This window comes from Mycobacterium asiaticum (assembly GCF_001673315.1).
GTDB classification, from domain to species: domain Bacteria; phylum Actinomycetota; class Actinomycetes; order Mycobacteriales; family Mycobacteriaceae; genus Mycobacterium; species Mycobacterium asiaticum_B.
Map to the genome: position 1 here is coordinate 14036 of NZ_LZLQ01000114.1, position 21226 is coordinate 35261.

Annotated in this window: 20 protein-coding genes and 1 pseudogene; 11 read left to right on the forward strand and 10 right to left on the reverse strand. The window is 65.5% G+C overall.

What is annotated here, in order from left to right; genetic code table 11:
• The first annotated feature begins 8 nt into the window (after positions 1–8).
• A complete protein-coding gene (locus tag A5636_RS17575) occupies positions 9–1595 on the forward strand; it encodes a GMC family oxidoreductase (RefSeq protein ID WP_065159921.1) in 1587 nt (528 codons plus the stop codon).
• Between the two features lie 37 nt (positions 1596–1632).
• Positions 1633–2874, forward strand: coding sequence for an alpha/beta hydrolase (locus tag A5636_RS17580; protein WP_065159922.1), 1242 nt, complete (start codon positions 1633–1635; stop codon positions 2872–2874).
• On the opposite strand, the gene A5636_RS17585 is transcribed toward A5636_RS17580, so the two are convergent.
• The 4 genes from A5636_RS17585 to A5636_RS17600 are packed head-to-tail and all read right to left on the reverse strand — an operon-like array spanning position 2864 to position 8247.
• A complete protein-coding gene (locus A5636_RS17585) occupies positions 2864–4540 on the reverse strand; it encodes an ABC transporter family substrate-binding protein (protein ID WP_065159923.1) in 1677 nt (558 codons plus the stop codon). The genes A5636_RS17580 and A5636_RS17585 overlap by 11 nt on opposite strands.
• Positions 4533–6380, reverse strand: coding sequence for a dipeptide ABC transporter ATP-binding protein (locus A5636_RS17590; protein WP_065159924.1), 1848 nt, complete (start codon positions 6378–6380; stop codon positions 4533–4535). The genes A5636_RS17585 and A5636_RS17590 overlap by 8 nt, the downstream gene beginning before the upstream one ends.
• A complete protein-coding gene (locus tag A5636_RS17595; protein WP_065159925.1) occupies positions 6377–7273 on the reverse strand; it encodes an ABC transporter permease in 897 nt (298 codons plus the stop codon). The genes A5636_RS17590 and A5636_RS17595 overlap by 4 nt, the downstream gene beginning before the upstream one ends.
• Complete coding sequence (locus A5636_RS17600) at positions 7270–8247, reverse strand: ABC transporter permease (RefSeq protein ID WP_065159926.1); 978 nt, start codon at positions 8245–8247, stop codon at positions 7270–7272. Before A5636_RS17600 ends, A5636_RS17595 begins: the two co-directional genes overlap by 4 nt.
• Before the next feature lie 167 nt (positions 8248–8414).
• On the opposite strand from A5636_RS17600, the gene A5636_RS17605 reads away from it, so the two are divergent.
• The 4 genes and pseudogenes from A5636_RS17605 to A5636_RS17620 all read left to right on the forward strand — a co-directional run bounded on the left by A5636_RS17605 (position 8415) and on the right by A5636_RS17620 (position 12349).
• Positions 8415–8906, forward strand: a complete 492-nt coding sequence (locus A5636_RS17605; protein WP_065159927.1) for a beta-class carbonic anhydrase — start codon at positions 8415–8417, stop codon at positions 8904–8906.
• Between the two features lie 133 nt (positions 8907–9039).
• Positions 9040–10007 (forward strand): annotated as a pseudogene (cysD, locus tag A5636_RS17610) (sulfate adenylyltransferase subunit CysD).
• On the forward strand, positions 10007–11860 hold the full coding sequence (cysC, locus tag A5636_RS17615; RefSeq protein WP_065159928.1) for an adenylyl-sulfate kinase: 1854 nt from the start codon (positions 10007–10009) through the stop codon (positions 11858–11860). Before cysD ends, cysC begins: the two are co-directional and overlap by 1 nt.
• Before the next feature lie 21 nt (positions 11861–11881).
• The gene (locus A5636_RS17620; RefSeq protein ID WP_065159929.1) at positions 11882–12349 is read left to right on the forward strand and encodes an Rrf2 family transcriptional regulator; all 468 of its coding nucleotides are present in this window, start codon (positions 11882–11884) and stop codon (positions 12347–12349) included.
• On the opposite strand, the gene A5636_RS17625 is transcribed toward A5636_RS17620, so the two are convergent.
• Positions 12346–12735, reverse strand: coding sequence for a VOC family protein (locus A5636_RS17625; protein ID WP_065159930.1), 390 nt, complete (start codon positions 12733–12735; stop codon positions 12346–12348). The genes A5636_RS17620 and A5636_RS17625 overlap by 4 nt on opposite strands.
• Positions 12736–12932: 197 nt before the next feature.
• On the reverse strand, positions 12933–13346 hold the full coding sequence (locus tag A5636_RS17630) for a VOC family protein (protein ID WP_065159931.1): 414 nt from the start codon (positions 13344–13346) through the stop codon (positions 12933–12935).
• 38 nt (positions 13347–13384) lie between these two features.
• On the opposite strand from A5636_RS17630, the gene A5636_RS17635 reads away from it, so the two are divergent.
• The 4 genes from A5636_RS17635 to A5636_RS17650 all read left to right on the forward strand — a co-directional run bounded on the left by A5636_RS17635 (position 13385) and on the right by A5636_RS17650 (position 17249).
• Positions 13385–14263 (forward strand): LLM class flavin-dependent oxidoreductase, encoded by an 879-nt coding sequence (locus A5636_RS17635; RefSeq protein WP_065159932.1) that lies wholly within the window; start codon positions 13385–13387, stop codon positions 14261–14263.
• A 115-nt stretch (positions 14264–14378) separates the two neighbouring features.
• Positions 14379–14864 carry an NUDIX domain-containing protein gene (locus A5636_RS17640; RefSeq protein WP_172827264.1) on the forward strand — a complete coding sequence of 162 codons (486 nt, stop codon included), beginning with the start codon at positions 14379–14381 and terminating at the stop codon, positions 14862–14864.
• Between the two features lie 117 nt (positions 14865–14981).
• Positions 14982–16694 (forward strand): alpha/beta hydrolase domain-containing protein, encoded by a 1713-nt coding sequence (locus tag A5636_RS17645; protein ID WP_065159934.1) that lies wholly within the window; start codon positions 14982–14984, stop codon positions 16692–16694.
• Between the two features lie 87 nt (positions 16695–16781).
• A complete protein-coding gene (locus A5636_RS17650) occupies positions 16782–17249 on the forward strand; it encodes a hypothetical protein (RefSeq protein WP_081287855.1) in 468 nt (155 codons plus the stop codon).
• Positions 17250–17278: 29 nt separating this feature from the next.
• Here the strand turns inward: A5636_RS17650 and A5636_RS17655 are convergent, their stop codons facing one another.
• Together A5636_RS17655 and A5636_RS17660 are read right to left on the reverse strand one after the other, a co-directional pair.
• Positions 17279–17770: a hypothetical protein gene (locus A5636_RS17655; RefSeq protein ID WP_155763867.1), complete on the reverse strand. Its 492-nt coding sequence runs from the start codon at positions 17768–17770 to the stop codon at positions 17279–17281.
• The gene (locus A5636_RS17660; protein WP_065159936.1) at positions 17767–18447 is read right to left on the reverse strand and encodes a thioesterase II family protein; all 681 of its coding nucleotides are present in this window, start codon (positions 18445–18447) and stop codon (positions 17767–17769) included. Before A5636_RS17660 ends, A5636_RS17655 begins: the two co-directional genes overlap by 4 nt.
• Positions 18448–18503: 56 nt before the next feature.
• On the opposite strand from A5636_RS17660, the gene A5636_RS17665 reads away from it, so the two are divergent.
• The gene (locus A5636_RS17665; RefSeq protein WP_065159937.1) at positions 18504–19490 is read left to right on the forward strand and encodes a 2-hydroxyacid dehydrogenase; all 987 of its coding nucleotides are present in this window, start codon (positions 18504–18506) and stop codon (positions 19488–19490) included.
• A gap of 1 nt (position 19491) precedes the next feature.
• Here the strand turns inward: A5636_RS17665 and A5636_RS17670 are convergent, their stop codons facing one another.
• Both A5636_RS17670 and A5636_RS17675 read right to left on the reverse strand, forming a co-directional pair.
• The gene (locus A5636_RS17670; protein WP_065159938.1) at positions 19492–20001 is read right to left on the reverse strand and encodes a hypothetical protein; all 510 of its coding nucleotides are present in this window, start codon (positions 19999–20001) and stop codon (positions 19492–19494) included.
• 3 nt (positions 20002–20004) lie between these two features.
• Positions 20005–21226: hypothetical protein (locus A5636_RS17675; RefSeq protein WP_216638851.1), on the reverse strand; the 1222-nt coding region annotated here is incomplete at its 5' end.

Here is a 21226-nt window from a genome sequence, read left to right on the forward strand (position 1 = left end):
GATGCACCATGGACACTCAGCGTGACTACGTAGTCGTCGGTACCGGCTCTGCCGGTGCTGCCGTGATCAACCGGCTCAGCGCCGATCCGGCCACGCAGGTAGCGGCATTGGAGGCCGGTCCCGGCGACACGAACAGATTCATCGGCATCCCAGCGGCCTTCTCGAAACTGTTCCGCAGCGAGGTCGACTGGGACTATCTCACCGAACCGCAACCCGCGCTCGACGGGCGCCAGATCTATTGGCCCCGGGGCAAGGTGTTGGGCGGTTGTTCGTCGATGAACGCGATGATGTGGGTGCGCGGGTTCGGGGCCGACTACGACGAGTGGGCCAAGCGGGTTGGCCCGGACTGGTCCGCCGCGGAAGTCCTCGAGTACTACCGTCGCATCGAGAATGTCACGGCGGCATGGCACTTCGTCAGCAGTGAGGACAGCGGCGTCACCGGTCCGCTGCACATTTCGCGTCAGCGCAGTCCCCGCCCGTTGACCGCAGCTTGGCTTGCCGCGACACGCGAATGCGGATATCCAGCCGCGCAGCCGAATTCTCCGGCGCCCGAGGGCTTCTGCGAAACCGTTGTCACCCAGCGTCGCGGTGCGCGGTATAGCACCGCCGACGCCTACCTGAAGCCGGCGATGAGCCGGCAGAACCTCACCCTGTACACCGAGGCGACGGCGACGCGGATCGTGTTCGACGGCACCCGTGCGGTCGGCGTCGAGTACGAGCGCGGCGGTCACACGTCGGTGGTGCACGCGCGCCGCGAGGTGGTGCTGTGCGGCGGTTCGATCAACAGCCCGCAGCTGCTCATGCTCTCGGGCATCGGTGACCGTGCACACCTGACCGAGCACGGCATCGAAACCGTCTGCCACGCACCGGAAGTGGGCCAGAATCTGCTCGACCATCTGGTCGTGCCGCTGGGATTCGACGTCGAAGAGGATAGCCTGTTCGCGGCTGAAAAGGCGAAGCAACTCCTCAGCTACCTGTTGCGGCGGCGCGGCATGCTCACCTCGAACGTGGGTGAAGCGTACGGATTCGTCCGCAGCCGTGCCGATCTAGACTTGCCCGACCTGGAACTGATCTTTGCGCCCGCACCCTTCTACGACGAGGCGTTGGTCCCGGCGGCGGGCCACGGGGTGGTCTTCGGTCCGATCCTCGTCGCGCCCGAAAGCCGCGGGCACCTCATGCTGCGTTCCGCTGATCCGCACGACAAGCCGATCATCGACCCGTGCTACCTGTCCGATCCGGAAGGCGTAGACCGTGCCGCACTGCTGGCCGGGTTGCGGATTTGCGCCGAGATCGCCAAGGCCCCCTCGCTACGGGACGTGCTGGGGCCCGTCGTGCGGCCGCGCAACTGCACCGAACTGGACGAAGCCACCCTCGACCTGGCCCTCAGGGCGTCGTCGCACACCCTCTACCACCCACTCGGGACCTGCCGAATGGGCAGCGACGACGCTAGCGTCGTCGACCCTCAACTGCGGGTGCGCGGCGTCGACGGGCTGCGCATAGCCGACGCCTCGGTGATGCCCAGCACGATCCGCGGTCATACGCATGCCCCGTCGGTGCTGATCGGTGAGAAGGCCGCCGACTTGATCCTTGGTTGACCATCGGCAGAATGGCACCCATGACGGGCCGCCACCGATGACGATGAACGCGAAACGGCGCCGGGTACACCGCAAGTTGGCCGGACTGCCGGGGGTGCGGCCGGTGCGCAGGCCGGTCTCCCCGGACAGCGACCAGGAGTTCGATCTCTACTACGTGCGCACCGGCCACAAGTCGGCACACCCCCTGGTCGTCATCCCGGGCGGGCCAGGCGTCGCGTCGCTGCGGCTGTACCAGGGATTTCGCCGTCGGGCCTCCGCCGCCGGACTCGACGTGATAATGATCGAGCACCGCGGGGTGGGAATGTCGCGCCACGACGACTCCGGCGCCGACCTGCCGCCGCAGGCACTGACCATCGAGCAGGTGGTTGACGACGTGGCCGCGGTGCTGGACGACGCGCAGGTGGACTCCGCCGTCATCTTCGGCTCGTCGTACGGCAGCTACATTGCAGCCGGGGTCGGGGTCCGGCATCCCGGCCGGGTGCACGCGATGATTCTGGATTCGCCGGTGCTGTCCCATCGAGACATCGTCCCGGTGCGCGATGCGCTGCGCGACGTCCTGCTGAACGGCAAGACGCCGGAAACCAGGAAGCTAGCACCAAAGATACGACGGCTGGTCGACGCCGGGGTGATGACTCCGGCCGCGGGTCAGGTCGCGGTCACGATCTACGGCTACGGCGGAGTCGCCATGCTCGAACACCAAGTCAACCTGCTCCTCACCGGTCGAAAGATGTTGTGGCGGGCGATCGTTCGAGTGACCACCATGGGCGTCAGCCGCAAGGCGCCATATCGGTACGAGCCCGACCTGGTCAACCGGATCGCCCTTCGTGAACTCGACTACGCCGCCGAACCCGACGGCCTGCCGCTCGACCCGGCCGAGGCGATGCGCGAAACCATGGACATCACAGTGTCTTTCGAGGCCGAACCCTATGATCTGGTGGCCGAGATGCCACGGTTCGGTTGGCCCACGGTAGTGATCGCCGGAGGCCGCGACCTCGTCACACCAATGGCGGTGTCCGAGCGCGTGGCATCCCTGCTGCCCAACGCGACCCTGCTGCGGTTACCCACGATGGGCCACGCGGCACTGGACTTTCGTGAGCCGCTCGCCCTCGCCGTTGGCGCTGCCGTGTGTAGCGGCCGCTTCAGCACACTGGAAATGCAGGCAGCTGCTCTGGATGCGCTGCCCCCGCGGCTTCCGATGCGGCTGCTGTGGAAGGCGATCGACGTTGCCGCCACCGCGGAGGCTGCGATACCCCGCCGACGGCACCGGTTCAGCGCGTGAAGCCGATCGCGGTGTAGTCCAAATCGGCCAACCCGCGCGCGCCGAAATTGGCCAGATCGCTGCGGACAGCAACCGTTCCGACAGATTGGACAAGCGGCAGGCTGAATCCTTCGGCCCAGATCAGTCGGTCGACTTCGTTGGCCAGCGCGCGGGCCTTCCCGGGATCGAGCTCGCCGAGGGTTTGCTCGATCGCCTCGTCGATCTCGCGGCTGCCGATCTTGCCGAAGTTGCTCTCTCCGTAGGATGCGTAGATCTGCGTGAGCCCGGACAGCGGGAACGCGTCGCCTTGCCAACCAAACAGCGCAATGTCGAAGTCCCCGACATTGACGTAGTCACTGAAGAATCTGCTGCCCGAACGCGCCTGGAGTTGAAGTTTGACACCGATGTCGGCGAGGCTGTGCTGGGCGATCTGGGTGAAGACTTTGGCGCTTGGCGACTCGTAAAACAACAGCCGTATTACGAGTTGACGACCGTCCTTCTCCCGGAACTCGCCCCCAGGATTGAGCTTCCACCCGAGCGAGTCCAGCTCCCGCTTTGCCCGCTCCGGGTCATACGGGAGGCTGTTGTCCTGATATCCCGCCTGTCCGGCTACGAAGATGTGGTTGTTCAGTGGCGCCGGGTCACCCGTCAACCCGTTCAGAGCGACTTTCGCGATCATTCGCCGGTCGATTCCCTGACAGATCGCCAGTCGCAGCGCGGGCTCGCGGAGCATCGATCCTTTGGCCCCATTCATGGTGAAGTGAGTCCAGCTCGGTCCGGGTGCCCGCCGGATCGATATGCCCTTGGTGTGCTCGGCGATGACGAGTTGGTCCAATAAACCAACCCCCGCCGCGTCGATCGCATTGTTCTGCAACGCGGGCAACGACGCCGTCGGGTCGAGCACCAGGTAGGTGATCGAATCCAGGCGTGGTCGTCGCCCCCACCATTTCGTGTTGCGGGTCAAAGTGATCCGCTGCTTGGCGCGGTCCGGTTCGGACATGATGAACGGACCCGCCGACACATCGGGCATGTCCAGCCATCTTGTGTTGAATGCTTCGGGGGTGCCGGTCACGCTGGCCGGCAACAGCATTCCGTTGCCGGCGAACATGCCGCGCCACTCGGCGTAGGGTTTGGCGAACGTCATGACGGCCTGCCGGTCGTCAACGCCGCGGGTCACCGAGGCGACTCGCTCGGCGCCACCGGTAGAGGCGATCTCGAACGCCTTGTCCGCCCCGCTGAGGGCATGGATCTGACTGGCGATGTCGCGCCAGGTGATCGGGTTGCCGTCGGACCAGAATGCCTTGGGATTGATCGTGTAGGTGACCACCTGCGGGTTGGTCCCGGTGAGTTCGACACTGGTGAAGTAGTCGGTGTTGACCGTCGTCGAGCCGTCCGCCCCAATTCGGAAGGCGCTCGGCAGGGTCGCCTTGAGCATGTTCGCCGTTTCGGCGTTGTTGCCGTCGATGTGCAGGATGTTGAAGTTGGGCGGCAGGTCGCTGAGCCCCAGGCGTAGGTCGCCGCCTTCGCGTAACGTCGCCGGGTCCTGCGGGTTGAGGTCGCTGCCGGCACCTATTGCGATGTTTGCGCCGGTCGTCGTCTGGGCGCCGGCGGAGCATCCGGACAACACCACGGTGGCGACCAGCATTGTCACCGCCGCGCGGCGAAGCCTTGCCACCAGGCTAGTCATGGCGCGGCTCCGGTTGCGGTACCGCGGCCAGCAGTCGTCGCGTGTATTCGTGTTGCGGATTACCGAACACCTCCTGGCTGTCACCCTGCTCGACGACGGCGCCGCGATGCATCACAACCACCCGATGCGCCAGGTGCTTGACGACTGAAAGGTCATGCGAGACAAAGAGATATGACAGGCCGAATCGATCTTGCAGGTCCAGCAAAAGATTCAGGATGCCGGCCTGAATCGAGACGTCGAGTGCGGATACAGGCTCGTCGAGGGCGAGGATCTTGGGCCGCAACGCCAACGCGCGTGCGATGCCGATGCGCTGCTTCTGACCACCCGAGAACTCCGCGGGGTAGCGGCTGGCGTCGGCTCGGCGCAGGCCCACAACGCCCAATAGCTCGGCCACCTTGGCGTTGGTGTCGCTCTTGCTGAACCCGTTGGCGTGCAACGGCTCTGCAAGCAGTTCGAAGACCGGCAGGCGCGGATCCAGCGACGCCACCGGGTCCTGGAAAACCACCTGGATATCGCGTCGCAGCGATCGTCGACCGGCCTTGCTCAGCGTGGCGACGTCGGCGCCGAGTACCTCGATCGAACCGGCCTGTGGCGCAGCAAGTTCCAGGACTTGGTGCAGGGTGGTCGACTTGCCCGACCCCGATTCACCTACGATCCCTAGAGTTCGACCCTCTTGTAGTTCGAAGCTCACGCCGTCCACCGCCCGTACCTCGCCGACGACGCGGCGCAGGACCACGCCCTTGGTCAAGGGGTAGGTCTTGACCAGATCACGCACCCGCACCACGACGGTCGAGGCATCGGACACCGCTTCGGCCCGCGAGGTTTCAACACCGTAGATGTCGGCTGCGCTGCGCCCGACGACCTGATCGGTGCGAATGCAGGCGGCCCGGTGACCGGCGCCGACAGTGCCGGACACGGGGAGCAACTCGGGTTCCGCAGCCACGCATTCGTCGATGGCCAACGGACAGCGGGCTGCGAACGGGCACCCGGGCTCCAGGTCGACCAGCGAAGGGGGCGCCCCCGGTATGGGGACCAGTCGGGTGCCCTGGGGGGCGTCCAGTCGGGGGACCGATCCCAATAGTCCGATGGTGTAGGGCATTTGGCGATCACGGTAGAGATCGCTGACCGGAGCCGATTCGACGACTCGCCCCGCGTACATGACCAGCGCGCGGTCGGCGAACTCTGCGACCACACCGAGGTCGTGGGTGATGATCAGCACTCCGGCCCCGGTGACGTCCCGAGCCTTCCTGAGCACTTCGAGGATCTGCGCCTGCACGGTCACATCGAGCGCGGTGGTGGGCTCGTCGCAGATCAACAAGTCGGGATCATTGGCGATCGCAATGGCAATCACCACGCGTTGGCGTTCGCCGCCGGAAAGCTCGTGCGGGAACGCCCGGGCCCGCTGCTGCGGCTGCGAGATACCCACCAGCTCAAGCAGTTCGACCGCACGGACCGCGGCCGCCTTCCTGCCGACGTCGGGCTGGTGCACCCGAATGGTCTCGGCGATTTGCTTACCCACGGTGTACACCGGAGTCAGCGCGGACATCGGGTCCTGAAACACCGTACCGATCGATTTGCCGCGGACCTTCGACATCGTATTGTCGTCGCTGCCAAGCAGTTCAGCGCCGTGTAGCCGAACCGAACCGGCTACCTTCGCGTACTCCGGCAGCAGGCCGACCACCGCCATTGCCGCCGCGGACTTTCCCGAACCCGATTCGCCCACCATCGCCACCACTTCACCTGGGTTGATGTGATAGCTGATGCCGCGCACCGCCGTCACTTGGGCGCCGTCGGTCGGGAAGGAGACGGCCAGGTCGGTCACCTCGAGCAGTGGACTCATGCGGGGCCGCGCCGCAGGGTTTTGGCGCCGGGGTCGAACGCGTCGCGCAGTCCGTCGCCGGTCAGGTTGGTGCACAACACAATCAGCACCAGCGCTCCGGCCGGGAACAGAAACACCCAGGGGAAGGTGGTTGCCGACTGGGTGCCGTCGGCGATCAAAGTGCCCAGCGAGACATCCGGGGGCTGGACGCCGAAACCGAGGAAACTCAGGCCGGTTTCGGCCATGATGGCCGAGCCGACGTTGATGGTGGCGTCGATGATCAGGATCGATGCCACATTGGGCAGCACGTGCCTGGTGATGATCCGGCGACTCGACACGCCCATATACCTTGCCGCTCGGATGAATTCGAGCTCGCGTAAACCCTTGGTCAAACCGCGCACTATGCGTGAGCTGACCATCCAGCCGAACACGGACAGGAGCACGATCAGCGACGCGATGTTGGCCGAGTTTCTGGTTCGCATCGAGGCAATCGCGATCAACAGAATGGAGGGCACTACCAGCATCAAGTCGACCAACCACATCAGCGCGCGATCCCGAAGGCCGCCGAAATATCCAGCGATCGATCCGACGGTGGCGGCTATCCCGGTGGAGATTATCGCGACGCAGGCCCCGATGAGCATCGACTTCTGCATGCCGCGCAACGTCTGAGCGAACAGGTCCTGACCTAAAGCGTTGGTGCCCAGCCAGTGACGGAAGCTCGGCGGCTGCAGCAACGCATCGAAATCCAGATCCTGATACGAGTAAGGCAGCAGGGGAGGCAGCGCGTAACAGCCGACTAACAGCAGCACCAATATCACCAGTGCTACCACCGCGGACCGATTGCGCAGGAACCGCCGCAGCACCAGGGTGCGCCGTGAGGTGAATCCCGCTGTTTCGGTGTCGGCAGCGGTCATGACACGCGCACCCGTGGGTCTAGCGCCGCGTAGAAGATGTCGGAGAGCAGGCCGGCCAAAAGCACGACGGTGCCTGAGAACAACGTGATGGCGACGACGATATTGGTGTCCTGGGTGGAGATGCCTCGGATCACCCATTCACCCATGCCGTGCCAGCCGAAGATCTTCTCGACGAAGACGGCCCCTCCGACGAGTCCGGCAACGCTGTAGGCGAACAGCGTCGCCATCGGTATCAACGCCGTGCGAAGGCCGTGCTTGACCAGCGCACGCCTGCGGGTCAAGCCCTTGGCGCGGGCGGTGCGAATGAAATCCTGCCCCAGTATGTCGAGCATTGCGTTGCGCTGAAAGCGGCTGTACCCCGCGGCGGCCATCAACGCCAGGGTGAAGGTCGGCAGCACCAAGTGCTTCAACCGATCGACCAGCGCCGCCCAGGTACCGCCGTCGATACCGGGTGCCGTCTCGCCGGTGTAGGCGAACAGTTGATATCCCAGTGCCCAGTTGAGGCGTAGGGCGCCGATGATCAACAGGTAGGCGATGACGAATGACGGCGTGCTCATCACAAGGAATGCGAATGCGGTGACGACGCGGTCGCTGAGCCGGTATTGGCGGATGGCGCCCCAGGCGCCGAGCGTCACGCCCAACAGCGTGCCAACCACCGACCCGATCACCACCAGGCGCAGGGTCACGCCGACCCGGCGTCCCAGTTCGGTGCCCACCGGTTGGCCGGTGATCGTCTTGCCGAAGTCTCCCTGCACGGCATGCGACGCCCAGTTCGCATAACGGATTGGAATGGGCCGGTCCAGGCCCAGATCATGAGCTTTGGCGTCGATCACGGCCTGGGGCGGCCGGGGACTGCGCTGCATCAAACTTTCCAGCGGCGAAAACACCACGGAGGCCAGGCAGTAGGTCAGGAACGACGCCAGTGCGAGCAACACGATGTAGTTGAGCAACCGGCGCAGCAGGAAACGCGTCATGCCCGACCCTCTTGCCGCATTGGGACAGGGTAACGATCCCACCCGCGGCTCGCTTCGAAGCGCGTCGGGCATTTCGATCCGGATGATCCGCACGGGTGAAATCCGACGGGTCCGTTGTTAAGATCGCGGCGGCATCGACGCTTGTAGCAAACCTGAGGGAGACCTGCGTGACGGTTACCGACGATTACCTGGCCAACAACGCCACGTACGCGAGCAATTTCGAGGGCCCTTTGCCGCTGCCGCCGAGCAAACACGTCGCGGTGCTGGCCTGCATGGACGCCCGCATCGACGTCTACCGCGTGCTCGGCATCAATGAGGGGGAGTCGCACGTCATCCGCAATGCCGGTGGAGTGGCCTCCGACGACGCTATCCGCTCGCTGGCAATCAGCCAGCGGCTGTTGGGCACCGAAGAGATCATCCTGATCCACCACACCGACTGCGGCATGCTCACCTTCACCGACGACGAATTCAAGCGCAGCATCCAGGAGGAGACCGGGATCAAGCCGCCATGGGCGGCCGAGTCCTTCCCGGATCTGGCCGAGGATGTCCGGCAGTCGTTGCGCCGGCTCGAGAACAGCCCGTTCGTCACCAAGCACACTTCGCTGCGTGGGTTCATCTTCGATGTCGCGACCGGCAAGCTCGAAGAGGTCACCCTGTAGCGCGATCGGCCCGCGAAGGCTCCCGTTTCCTGTGGAAACGAGGAGCTTTTGCGTCTGTGCACCTGGCGGTATCTCCCCGCGCGCGTTGACAGCCTCGCAACCGGCTGGTTTTATATCTGCAATAGCAGTAAATATGGTCAAATCAACCAACTTTACCGAGAAGTGATGCTGATGAGCACTGACCTCAAATCCGGGCCCGCCGCCGGCCAGTACGAATTGAGCCATTTGCGCTCGCTGGAAGCCGAGGCGATCCACATCATCCGCGAGGTGGCCGCCGAGTTCGAGCGGCCGGTGCTGCTCTTCTCCGGCGGTAAAGACTCGATCGTCATGCTCCACCTGGCGCTCAAGGCTTTCCGTCCCGGGCGGCTCCCGTTCCCGGTGATGCACGTCGATACCGGTCACAACTTCGACGAAGTGCTGGCGACTCGGGACGAGTTGGTCGCCGCGGCGGGGGTACGACTGGTGGTGGCATCGGTCCAGGACGACATCGACGCCGGCCGGGTGGTCGAGACGATCCCGTCCCGCAACCCGCTGCAGACGGTGACCCTGCTGCGCGCCATCGGTGAGAACAAGTTCGACGCGGCTTTCGGCGGCGCCCGGCGCGACGAGGAGAAGGCGCGGGCCAAGGAGCGGGTCTTCAGCTTCCGCGACGAGTTCGGCCAGTGGGATCCGAAAGCGCAGCGGCCCGAACTGTGGAACCTCTACAACGGGCGCCATCACAAAGGCGAGCACATCCGGGTTTTCCCGCTGTCCAACTGGACCGAGTTCGACATCTGGTCTTATGTCGGGGCAGAGAAGGTAAAGCTGCCGTCGATTTATTTCGCTCACCGGCGCAAGGTTTTTCAGCGCGACGGAATGTTGCTGGCCGTGCACCGGCATCTGCAACCGCGCCCCGACGAGCCGGTGTTCGAGGCCTCGGTCCGCTTCCGCACCGTCGGCGACGTGACCTGTACCGGATGTGTGGAATCCAATGCGGCGACGGTGTCGGAGGTGATCGCCGAGACGGCGGTGTCCCGGCTGACCGAACGCGGCGCCACCCGGGCCGACGACCGGATCTCCGAGGCGGGCATGGAAGACCGGAAGCGACAGGGGTACTTCTGATGGCTCAATCGTCCACACTGCTTCGCTTGGCGACGGCCGGATCGGTCGACGACGGCAAGTCCACTCTCATCGGTCGTCTGCTCTACGACTCCAAGGCCGTGATGGAAGACCAGTGGGCGTCGGTGGAGAAGACGTCGCGCGAGCGCGGTCACGAGTACACCGATCTGGCACTGGTCACCGATGGTCTGCGGGCCGAACGCGAGCAGGGCATCACCATCGATGTCGCCTATCGCTACTTCGCTACTCCCAAGCGGAAATTCATCATCGCCGACACCCCCGGCCACATCCAGTACACCCGGAACATGGTGACCGGAGCCTCGACGGCACAACTGGTGATCGTGCTCGTCGACGCGCGGCACGGGCTGCTGGAGCAGTCCCGCCGGCACGCCTTCCTGGCTTCACTGCTGGGCATTCAGCACATCGTGCTCGCCGTCAACAAGATGGACCTGATCGATTGGGACCAAGAGAAATTCGAGGCGATCCGTGACGAGTTCCACGCGTTCGCCGCCCGCCTGGACGTGCAGGACGTCGCGACCATCCCGATGTCGGCGTTGCATGGCGACAACGTGGTGACCAAGTCCGACAAGACGCCGTGGTACGAGGGGCCGGCCCTGCTGTCCCATTTGGAAGAGGTCTTCATCGCCGGCGACCGCAATCTGGTCGACGTGCGCTTCCCGGTCCAGTACGTGATCCGCCCGCACACGCATGAACACCAGGACCACCGCAGTTACGCCGGCACCGTGGCCAGTGGAGTGATGCGCCCCGGAGACGAGGTGGTGGTGCTGCCGATCGGCAAGACGACCCGGATCACCAGCATCGACGGCCCCACTGGCCCTGTCGCGGAGGCGTTTCCGCCGATGGCCGTCTCGGTGAGCCTGGCCGACGATATCGACATTTCGCGCGGTGACATGATCGCCCGCACCAACAATCAACCTCGGGTCGCCCAGCACTTCGACGCGACGGTGTGCTGGATGTCGGATACCTCGGCGCTGGAGCCCGGCCGTGACTACGTCATCAAGCAGACCACGCGCACCACGCGGGCCAGGATAACGGCGCTGGACTACCGACTCGACGTCAACACGCTGCACCGGGACAAGACCGCAACAGCGTTGAAGCTCAACGAACTTGGCCGTATCACGTTACGTACCCAGGTGCCCCTGCTGCTCGACGAATATTCCCGCAACGCGAGCACCGGTTCGTTCATCCTGATCGACCCGGACACCAACGGGACGGTGGCCGCGGGGATGGTGCTGCGGGATGTGTTGGCGCAGAAGGCAAGTCCGAACACGGTCCGGCACAAGTCACTGGTCACCGCAGCGGACCGCGCGATCCGGGGCAGGACGGTGTGGCTCACCGGGCTCTCGGGAGCCGGTAAGTCGTCGGTAGCCATGCTGGTCGAGCAGAAGTTGCTCGAAATGGGCATCCCGGCATACGTTCTCGACGGCGACAACCTGCGTCACGGCCTCAACGCCGACCTCGGATTCTCGATGGCCGACCGGGCGGAGAACCTGCGGCGTCTGGCGCACGTCGCAACGCTGCTGGCCGATTCGGGTCAGATCGTACTGGTGCCGGCCATCAGCCCGCTCGACGAGCACCGGGAGTTGGCGCGAAAGGTGCACGACGACGCGGGATTTGATTTCTTCGAGGTGTTCTGCGACACCCCGCTGGTCGAGTGTGAGCGGCGCGATCCCAAAGGCCTGTACGCCAAGGCACGGGCCGGCGAGATCACGCATTTCACCGGGATCGACAGCCCGTATCAGCGGCCGAAGAACCCCGATCTGCGGCTTACCACCGATCGCACTCTCGAAGAGCAGGCGCAGAGCGTGATCGACATGCTCGAGTTGCGGGCTTAGCGAGCTGGCACAATCTGCAGCATGCGGATGTCGGCCAAAGCGGAATACGCTGTGCGCGCGATGGTCCAGCTCGCGACGGTGCCCAGCGGCGATTTGGTCAAGACCGACGATCTGGCCCAGGCCCAGGGCATCCCGCCACAATTTCTCGTCGACATCCTGACCAACCTGCGCACCGATCGCCTGGTGCGAAGCCACCGGGGTCGCGAGGGCGGCTACGAGCTCGCCCGGTCGGGCACCGAGATCAGCATCGCCGACGTGTTGCGTTGTATTGACGGGCCGTTGGCCAGCGTCCGCGACATCGGGCTCGGTGACCTGCCCTATTCCGGGCCCACTGTGGCGCTGACCGACGTCTGGCGGGCGCTGCGCGCCAGCATGCGTTCAGTGCTGGAAGAGACCACGATCGCCGATGTCGCCGCCGGCAGCCTGCCCGATCACGTATCCCGACTGGCTAACGACTATCGGGATCAGGAGAGCAAGCGCCGCGGCTAGCCGCCCGAGCCGTACGGCCGGGTGAGTATCTCCATCGCGTGCCCGGCCGGATCCCGGAAGTACACGCCGCGTCCGCCGTCCCGGGTGTTGATCTGGCCGGGGCGGCTGGCTCCCGGGTCAGCCCAGTGCGGCAGGCCGCGTGCGGTGATCTTGCCGTATATCGCGTCGAACTCGTCCTCGGAGACCAGAAACGCGTAGTGCTGCGCTCGAATCTCTTCGGTCGCGGCGACGTCGGCGTAATCCAGCGATGCGCCGTGGTCGAGCGTGACGACCATGAACGGGCCGAACGGCGTCGGGCTGGGTAGATCGAACAACTCGGTCAGGAATTCCGCGGACTGCTGCTTGTCGCGGGCCGCGACGATCGTGTGGTTGAAACTGATGCTCATAGTTCTGGCCATTTTCCGCTTTTTCCGGTGAGCGTGCACAGCGGTACACCGCCACGCGGCTGCCCGCGGCTTTTTCTGCACGCTCGCGAGTACGTGGGCAGTGGTTTCCGTGCTTTTTCCGGTGAGCGTGCACAGCGGTACACCGCCACGCCGATAACCGTGGCTTTCTAAGCACGCTGGCGCCCCCCAGCGACAGCTCACTTCGGCGCGGTGAGCTCCAAGGCGATGTTGTCCGGGTCGCGGAACTCCAGAATGTAGGACGGTCCGATGTCCTTGATCGGCTCGTGGTCAATGCCAAGCTCGTCGAGATGCTCTGCGGCAGCGTCCAGTTCGGCCTTGGTGCCCACCCGGAACGCCAGGTGGTCCAGGCCGGTGCGGTTCTCGTCGAAACGGTCGTTGGCCACCGGGCGCAGGCCCAGCAGGGCGCCGCCCATGTCGTAGATCACGCCGCCGAACAGGAAGCCCAATCGCTTGCGCAGTGCTTCGTCGGCGTTGTCGGGAGTCTCGATCAGTACTGGCCAGTCGAAGACGCTCTCGTAAAACTGCCGCGACCGCTCGATATCGGTGACGGTGAGCCGGACGTGTGCAAATGATGGGCTGGAAAAGGCCATCGGGTCATGCTGCCAGAATCATCTGTGTGCAGATAGGTATGACGATGCCCGTGATGGAGCCCGACCTCGATGCGACGCTGCTCAAGGCGTGGGCGCAGGCGATCGACGAGGGGCCGTTCTCCTCGCTGTGCTGGGGCGAGCGGATTGCCTTCGACAACCCCGACAGCCTGACCCTGCTCGGCGCGCTGTCGGCGTGGACCGATCGGGTGCGGCTGGTCACGACGGTGATCGTGCCCCAGCTGCACGACCCGGTGATGCTGGCCAAAGCCTTGGCGACCGGCGACATGCTCAGCGGCGGACGGTTGACGGTGGGCATCGGGGTGGGCGGCAGACACGAGGACTACAACGCCGTCGGCGCCGACCCCAAGACGCAGACCATGCGCGCGATGGCCGAACGCGTCGCGGTGATGAAGCGGGTCTGGGCCGGCGAGACGACCACCGACTCGGTGCGGCCGGTCGGGCCACCTCCGGTGCAGTCCCGCGGTCCGCGGCTGCTCGTCGGCACCATCGGTCCCAAAACCGTGCGCAGCGCATCGACGTGGGCCGACGGCATGGCGGGAACCACCCTGGACCTTGACGTCGTCAAGCAGAACGAGTTGTTCGACGTAGCGCGCGCGGCATGGACGGAGGCCGGCAAGCCCGCACCTCATCTAGCGACGTCGTTCTGGTTCGCGTTCGGTGCGGCCGACGAAGCCCGCGCTCAGGTGCATCGTCATCTGCGCCGCTACATGAACTGGATCCCGGCCGAGTATGTCGACGCGATGGCGCCCACCACCGGGTGGGCGGGCAGCGAGGACGACCTGCTGGCGGTGCTGCGCAAGTTCGCCGACATCGGTACCGACGAGGTGCACCTCATCCCCACCAGCTCGGACATCGGTCAACTCCGGCGCGCCATCGACGTCGCAGCCGCCCTGTGAGCCGCTAGATCGCGTCCGATACTGGCACCAAAACGGTACCGATACTGGTACCGATACTGGTGAAGTGCCGTTCATCGAAACTGTCGCGTCCCGCGAGATCTACCGCAATCCCTGGATGGTGTTGCGCGAAGACGATATCCGCCGTCCCGACGGCACCGATGGCATCTACGCGGTGGTGGACAAGCCGACGTATGCGCTGGTCATACCGTATGACGGCGAGCGGTTCCGGCTGGTCGAACAGTTCCGGTACCCGCTGGCCGCGCGCCGCTGGGAGTTCCCGCAGGGCACCGCTCCCGACCTGACCGACCTGGAACCGTCCGCGCTCGCCGAACGCGAACTGCGCGAGGAGACCGGTCTGCGGGCAACGTCGTTCGAGGCCCTCGGCCTGCTGGACGTAGCACCGGGGATGAGCAGTCAGCGCGGATGGGTGTTCCTGGCCACCGGGATCTCCGAGGGACGGGCCGATCGAGAGCACGAGGAGCAGGACATGCGCAGCGCCTGGTTCCCGCGTACCGACGTCGAACAGATGATGCGGGACGCAGTGATCACCGACGCGCAGTCGGTCGCTGCCTATGCGTTGTTCCTGCTGCGTGGGCTGTAGATCCCCCGTAGATCCGGGTAGATCCCGCCGCCAAGGATTCTTCAAGAATGCGCCAAGACCTCTGCCGGAAAGTCATCTGCAACAGCTCAGAGATGACGACCGTCGAGGGGGATCGAGATGTCAGTCGAGTCAGTGCAGGTGAACAACGTCTACCCGCACACCGACAGCCGCTACGAGAACGTGGAGGCGACCGTCACCTTCGCCGTCGATCCCGAAGCACTGGCCAACGAGCGCATCGTCGACCTCGAGCGCGCACCTCGCGACGACGACGGCCTCGTCCGGTACACCGCCGACCTGCGCTTGCTGCGTCCCGTAGACGGCGGAAACGGCAAGCTGCTGTTCGTCGTGCCCAACCGTGGCGTACCCACCAACGCGCCCTGGCTCAAGGGTGGCTTCCTGCTCAACCGCGGCTGGACCATCGCCTCGTGCGGCTGGCAGTGGGACGTCCAGCGCGGCCCGGCCATCCTGGGCCTGACGGCACCCCGGGCCGAGGTGGCCCCCGGCTTCATGCGGCTGGAATGGCGCTCGGACGTCACCCGCGCCGACCACGCCCTGAGCTTCTCGGCGCCCGAGGTCGAGTCGATCCCCGGCGCCGACGTGCTGTTCAAGTTCACCGACTACCCGACCATCGACGTCGACGACCCCGAAGCGGTCCTCACCGTCCGCACGGCCCCCAACGCCGAACCGGTCGTCGTTCCCCGGGAGACCTGGCGCTTCACCGACGAAACACACGTCGCGCTCGACGGCGGATTCCAGCCCTTCCACTGGTACGAGTTGGTCTACCGCACCGCGCTGGCCCCCGTCGCCGGCTGCGGACTGCTGGCCATCCGCGATGTGGTGTCTCACCTGCGGTCCGACCACCTGCTTGCCGACGGCATCGACCACACTTTCGCCTACGGCGTCTCCCAGGCCGGTCGGTTGCTGCGCCAGTTCCTGTCCGACGGGCTCAACATCGACGAGGCCGGGATGCAGGTATTCGACGGCGTCTTCAGCGACTTCGCCAGCGCCAACCGGGGCGAATTCAACCAGCGGTACGCCCAGCCCTCGACTCCCGGCGGCAGCGGTGCCGCGGGCCCGATCGGCAACGCCGACCTGCTGGCCGTGCAGCGCCAACTCGGCGGCGTGCCCAAGACGATCTTCACCAACAGCGCCACCGAGTACTGGCAGGGCGACGGCGCACTGGTGCACGTTGACCCCGACACCGGCGCAGACCTGCCCGAAGACGACGACGTCCGCACCTACCTGCTGGCCGGCACCGACCACTTCGGCAGCAGCAAGATCAAGGACGCGCTGCCCGCGGCCAACCCGGTCCACCACCTGGACGTCACACCGGTCACCCGGGCGCTGCTCGTCGCCCTGGAGAACTGGGTGTCGGACGGCATCGAGCCTCCCGCCAGCCAGGTCCCGCGGACCAGCGACGGCACCGCCGTCGCCCGTAAGGACGTGTTGTCCACTTTCAGTTATGCCAACACTCCGGCGCCGGCCTGGTTGCCTTCGGCGAGCGACTTCGACCTGGTGTCGGCCGTCGACGCGGACGGCAACGAAGTGGCCGGAATCCGGCTGCCCGCCGTCGCCGCCCCCCTGGCTGCCTACACCGGCTGGAACGCCCGTCAGTACGTCGAGGACATGCCTGAGGTGCTGTACGAGCGGGTCGGCAGCAAACTGCCCTTCCCGCCCGGGCGTCCCTCGGTTTCCGAGCGGTACGCGACCAGCGATGACTACGCCACCGCGGTCCGCACCGCCGCCGAAGGGCTTGTCGCACAGCGGTTCCTGCTGACCGACGAGGTCGACTCGGTGGTCAAGAAGGCTGTCGCCCAGTACCCGGCCTGAGGTTCGCGGGATCGTATCCGCGTCGGTATCCGGTTGCGTCATCCATCCAGCAGCATTGGCATGATGCTCCGCACGTGGGGATCCGCACTGCTCGCCGCGGTTGCGTTCCTCGGTGCGCCGGCTGCTCCGGTGGGGGCCGCCACGCCGTCCTGGAGCGGCAAGTATGCACTGGTCAGGTACGCCGCGCAGAAGACCGGCACCAGCATCGCGGCCGGTCAGACCGAATCCACTTTCAGCGCCGACTATGTCTTCTCGACGGTGTGCTCGGCCTCGTCCTGCATCGCCACCGCAAATAACGGACCCCAGCCGAAGAACCCGACGATCGTCGTTCCGTCCCACTACACCTGGGACGGAACCCGGTGGGTGGAACGCTTCGACTTCCAGTGGGATTGCTACCTGGGTGAAGGGGTTGCCAAGGCATGGGCGCCGGCGAAGTCCTGGGCGTTCTACACGCCGCAGTCCGACGGGTCGCTGCGCGGCACCTGGCACACCGACATTTACAGCGGTCCGTGCCAGGGAAGTGTCGAGATGCCGGTGGCGGCGTTCCGGGCCTGAGGCGCCCGGCTGCCTTCGTCAGGGCCCCGTTACGACGGGCAAACCCCACGCCGGGGGTCATCGACACACTGATGGATATTCAGCGAGTAAGTGGCAGTCGGAGTCGTCGGGTCGCCGCATGCCCCCGCCACTTTGGTTGCGGTGATGGTTCCGGCCAGGCTCGCGGGCGCGAAGCTATAGACCAGCTCTGCCGCACCCTTACTGCCATCGGCACACGTCCAGCCGGTGGGGTTGGTGCGGCGGATCGTCCACGACGCGCCTGCCGACTTACTGATCGGGGCACCCCAGGTTTTCGGGGTCGACACCCATCCGGTGCAGTTGCCGTCGGGATCGCAGCTGGAATTGATGTTCAGAATGTCGCCCAGAGAGTTCGAGGGCGAACCGTTGACGACGGCTTGGTAGTGCCCGTTGAGGCTGTCGTCGGCCAAGGCCGGTCCGGCCAGGCCCACGGCGAAGCAGCCGAGCGCTGCGCCGGAGCAGCCGAGCGCTGCGGCTATCGCAGAAGCGGGTAACCGCATCACGCCGCGGCGACGGTCGACATCAGCGGCCGCAGCGATTCGAACAGCGGTTTCCGGTCCCGAAGGTAGAAGTGGCCGCCGCGCAACATCTTCACCGAGAAGTCCGCTTTCGTGCGGGAACGCCACTGCTGCAGGTCGGACTCGCTCACGATCGGGTCCTCGCTGCCGCCGAAGACGTGGATCGGGCAGGCCAGCTCGGCGGCGTCGGCTTCCTCGTCGGTCATCAGCAGCTTCAGGTCGTGCCGGGTGGTGGTGACGGCCTGCGCGTGCAGGGTGGGCCACCGCGTCAGCCCGGCAGGCATCAAGCCCATCTCGGCGAGGAATTCAGCGAGTTGTTTGTTGTCCAGTTGATCCACCACGTGCAGCGGCAACTGCAGGTGTGGCGGGGCGTAGGCAGACAGAAACACCGCGCGTGGTTGCTCGGCGCCCGCCGCGGCGCGCACGCACGCCAACCGGTACGCCAGCAGAGCGCCGAAGCTGTGGCCGAAGAACATGTGCGGCTCGTCGAGCAGGGGTCCGAGCTGATCGATCACCTCGTCGACGAGGTCGCGCATCGTGGCGAACCGCTCCCGGTTAGGGATCTCGACTGGCACCACCTCGACCGCGGGCCGCAGGGCCTTGACCCAGGCGTTGAACACCAGCCCGCCGCCGCCGGCGTGGTGAAAGCAGAACAACCGCATGATGACCGCCCCTTCGTTCTATCGGCTGGTGAAAACACCATCCCGCGGGGCGCTCAATGGATCCTTGGTGGATTCTTGGTGGCGTGCAGACCATCACCGGCGCATTGCGGATCGGCGCTTTCGAGCCGACGTTCGAAGCCGAACTGGCGGCGCGCTACGAAATCCCGAAGCTACCCGAGGAGCCGGGGCGTGCCGGGTTCCTGGCGCAGCATGGCGCCGAAGTTCGAGTGGTGCTGACCTCCGGCGGTCCCGGCGTGGACGCCGACCTCGTCGCTGCGCTGCCCAACCTGGAGGCGATCGTGAATAACGGGGCCGGTGTGGACGCCATCGATCTCGACGCCGCCCGACGGCGCGGTATCGGCGTCAGCAACACCCCGGACGTGTTGTCGGACACCGTTGCCGACACCGCACTCGGCCTGATCCTGATGACGCTGCGCGGCTTCGGCGCCGCCGACCGCTACGTGCGGGCCGGCCGATGGGTCAGCGAGGGCCCGTTCCCGTATGCGCGAGACGTCACCGGCCTGCGGGTGGGGATCCTGGGGCTGGGCCGCATCGGATCGGCGATCGCGACGCGGCTGCTCGGATTCGGTTGTGCCATCGCGTATCACAACCGGCACCGAGTAGCCGGTTCGCCGTACCGCTACGCGGAATCCCCGGTCGAACTGGCCGAGTCGGTCGACGTTCTGGTGATCGCCACCACGGGTGACCGCAATACCCGCCACCTTGTCGACCGCGCCGTGCTCGAGGCTTTGGGGCCGCAGGGATATCTGGTCAATATCGCGCGCGGCAGTGTCGTCGAGCAGGACGCGCTCGTGGCGTTGCTTACCGGCGGCCGGTTGGCCGGAGCGGGGTTGGACGTCTTCGCGGACGAGCCGAATGTGCCCCCCGAACTGTTCGGACTCGACAACGTGGTGCTCTTCCCGCACATCGGCAGCGCCACCGCGCAAACCCGCCGCGCAATGGCGTTGCTCGCCATCCGCAACTTCGAGAGCTACCTCAGCACCGGTGAGCTGGTCACACCCGTGCTGGCGAGACGACCGTGAGTCACTGCGGCGGGAGCCGTCGCTGCAACTCGGCCGTGACGTCGAGCTGGCGTTGCACGGCGGCGAGATCGGCCTCCAGGGCGCTCGTGTCGGGTCTCGTCGCGGCGGCGGCGTAACGCGCGACCGCATTCTCGATGCACTGGACCGTTGTGGTGATCGACTTGAGCAGTTCGCCCTTGTGCACCGTCGACAGCTGCGACACCGCCACCAGGTGATCGTCGAGGTCGAGCACGGTCTGTTCAAGATCTGCCCGCAGCACAATGGTCGAGCCCGTATCGACCGAATCCGCTCCGCGCAGGGCGGCCATCGCATCCCGCAGCCGGCGGTGCAGTCGGGCTTCCGGCTCGTGCGAGACGGCCCACGACTGGGGTGCGCGCGTCGCGCGGCCCGGCATCACCTGATTGTCACGGTTCAGCGCACGCTTCTGGGACCGGCCGACGATCGCCACGACGGCGACCGTCAGCCCCAGGACTGCGGCCAGGACCAGGATCACCACGACGGCGATGGACATCGGCTACTTCCTATGGATGTTGCGGGACGGCGACCTAGTTGAATGATGCCCGTGCGAATGCAGGTAACTCCAGATCGCGATCGCCGCTATCACGATCAAAATCGCACAGATGACCGCGATCGCCACCTTGATCTTGCTCCAGGGGCGGTCGCCGGCCACTTCACCGGTGAGCCCGTTGATGCACACCTGGAACGGTTTGCCGCTGTAAAGCACCGTCAACAACCAGATCGGCAGCAGAATGTGCTTGAACCCCAAGTAATTCCAGGTGGTACGTAGTCGATGGACGCGCTGGTGGTCGCCACCGATATCCGACCGCACTGTCCGTTCGACGGCTTTCTCCATCTCCTGCTGCGCTTCGGGCAGTGCCTGCTCGGCGTCTTTGTCGTAGGTGCGGCAGAGGTGGCCGGCGACGAATTCCGGGGAGAATGCCCTGGCTTGTTCGACGGGCCAGGGTTCGAGTGACTTGATGCGTTTGCGGTTGAGGTTCTCGCCCTCGTTGGCCAGCACTGGCAGGTCGGCGAAGTTGTTGCTCACCTGCCCGGCGACGCGATACCAGCGTGTCTGGGTCTCGTAGACGGCGTTGCCGTTGTCGTCGGTGCCCACGCGTACTCGGTGGTCTTCACCGCGTTCGCCTTCATATTGGGTGTCGGTATCGGCGTCGTAGGTGAAGTAGGCCGTGTAAAGGCTTGAGAGAGCGCCGATTTCGCGATATTTCTTGAAGTCGCTCGGCGCGAACCACCGCTTGGTGACCCACTTTTCGATCAGGGTACGAGCTTGTTTCTCGTCGACGCGAAACGGAACCACGCCGTCCACCGGCAGCCGCGCCGGCGCGTTGTGGACGTCGTCGCGCTGGATGGGTGTCGCGCAGTAGGGACACTTGGTGGCGGTCAGACTGCCGGCGAATTCCGTTGTGCCGCCGCAATTCTGGCATGCCACCTCGCGCATCCCGCTGATGTTGGGTCCGTTTTGTCGCCGTTGCAGCTCCTTGAGTTGCTGCATCGCGCCGTGCAATTCATGTGACTTGACCGGCGTGTTCGGTGCGGTGACGTCGTAATAGTTGCCGCAGTTCGGGCAGCGGAGTTTCTGGCTGCTGATGTCGAAGTTGAGCTGGCCTCCGCAGGACGCGCAGGGGTAGGTGCGGGTCCGTTCGGTGCTGTGGAACATGCCAGGGCATTCTCCCCGGAATTCGTCGCCGGCCGCATTGGCCGCACCCACGACAAAGACG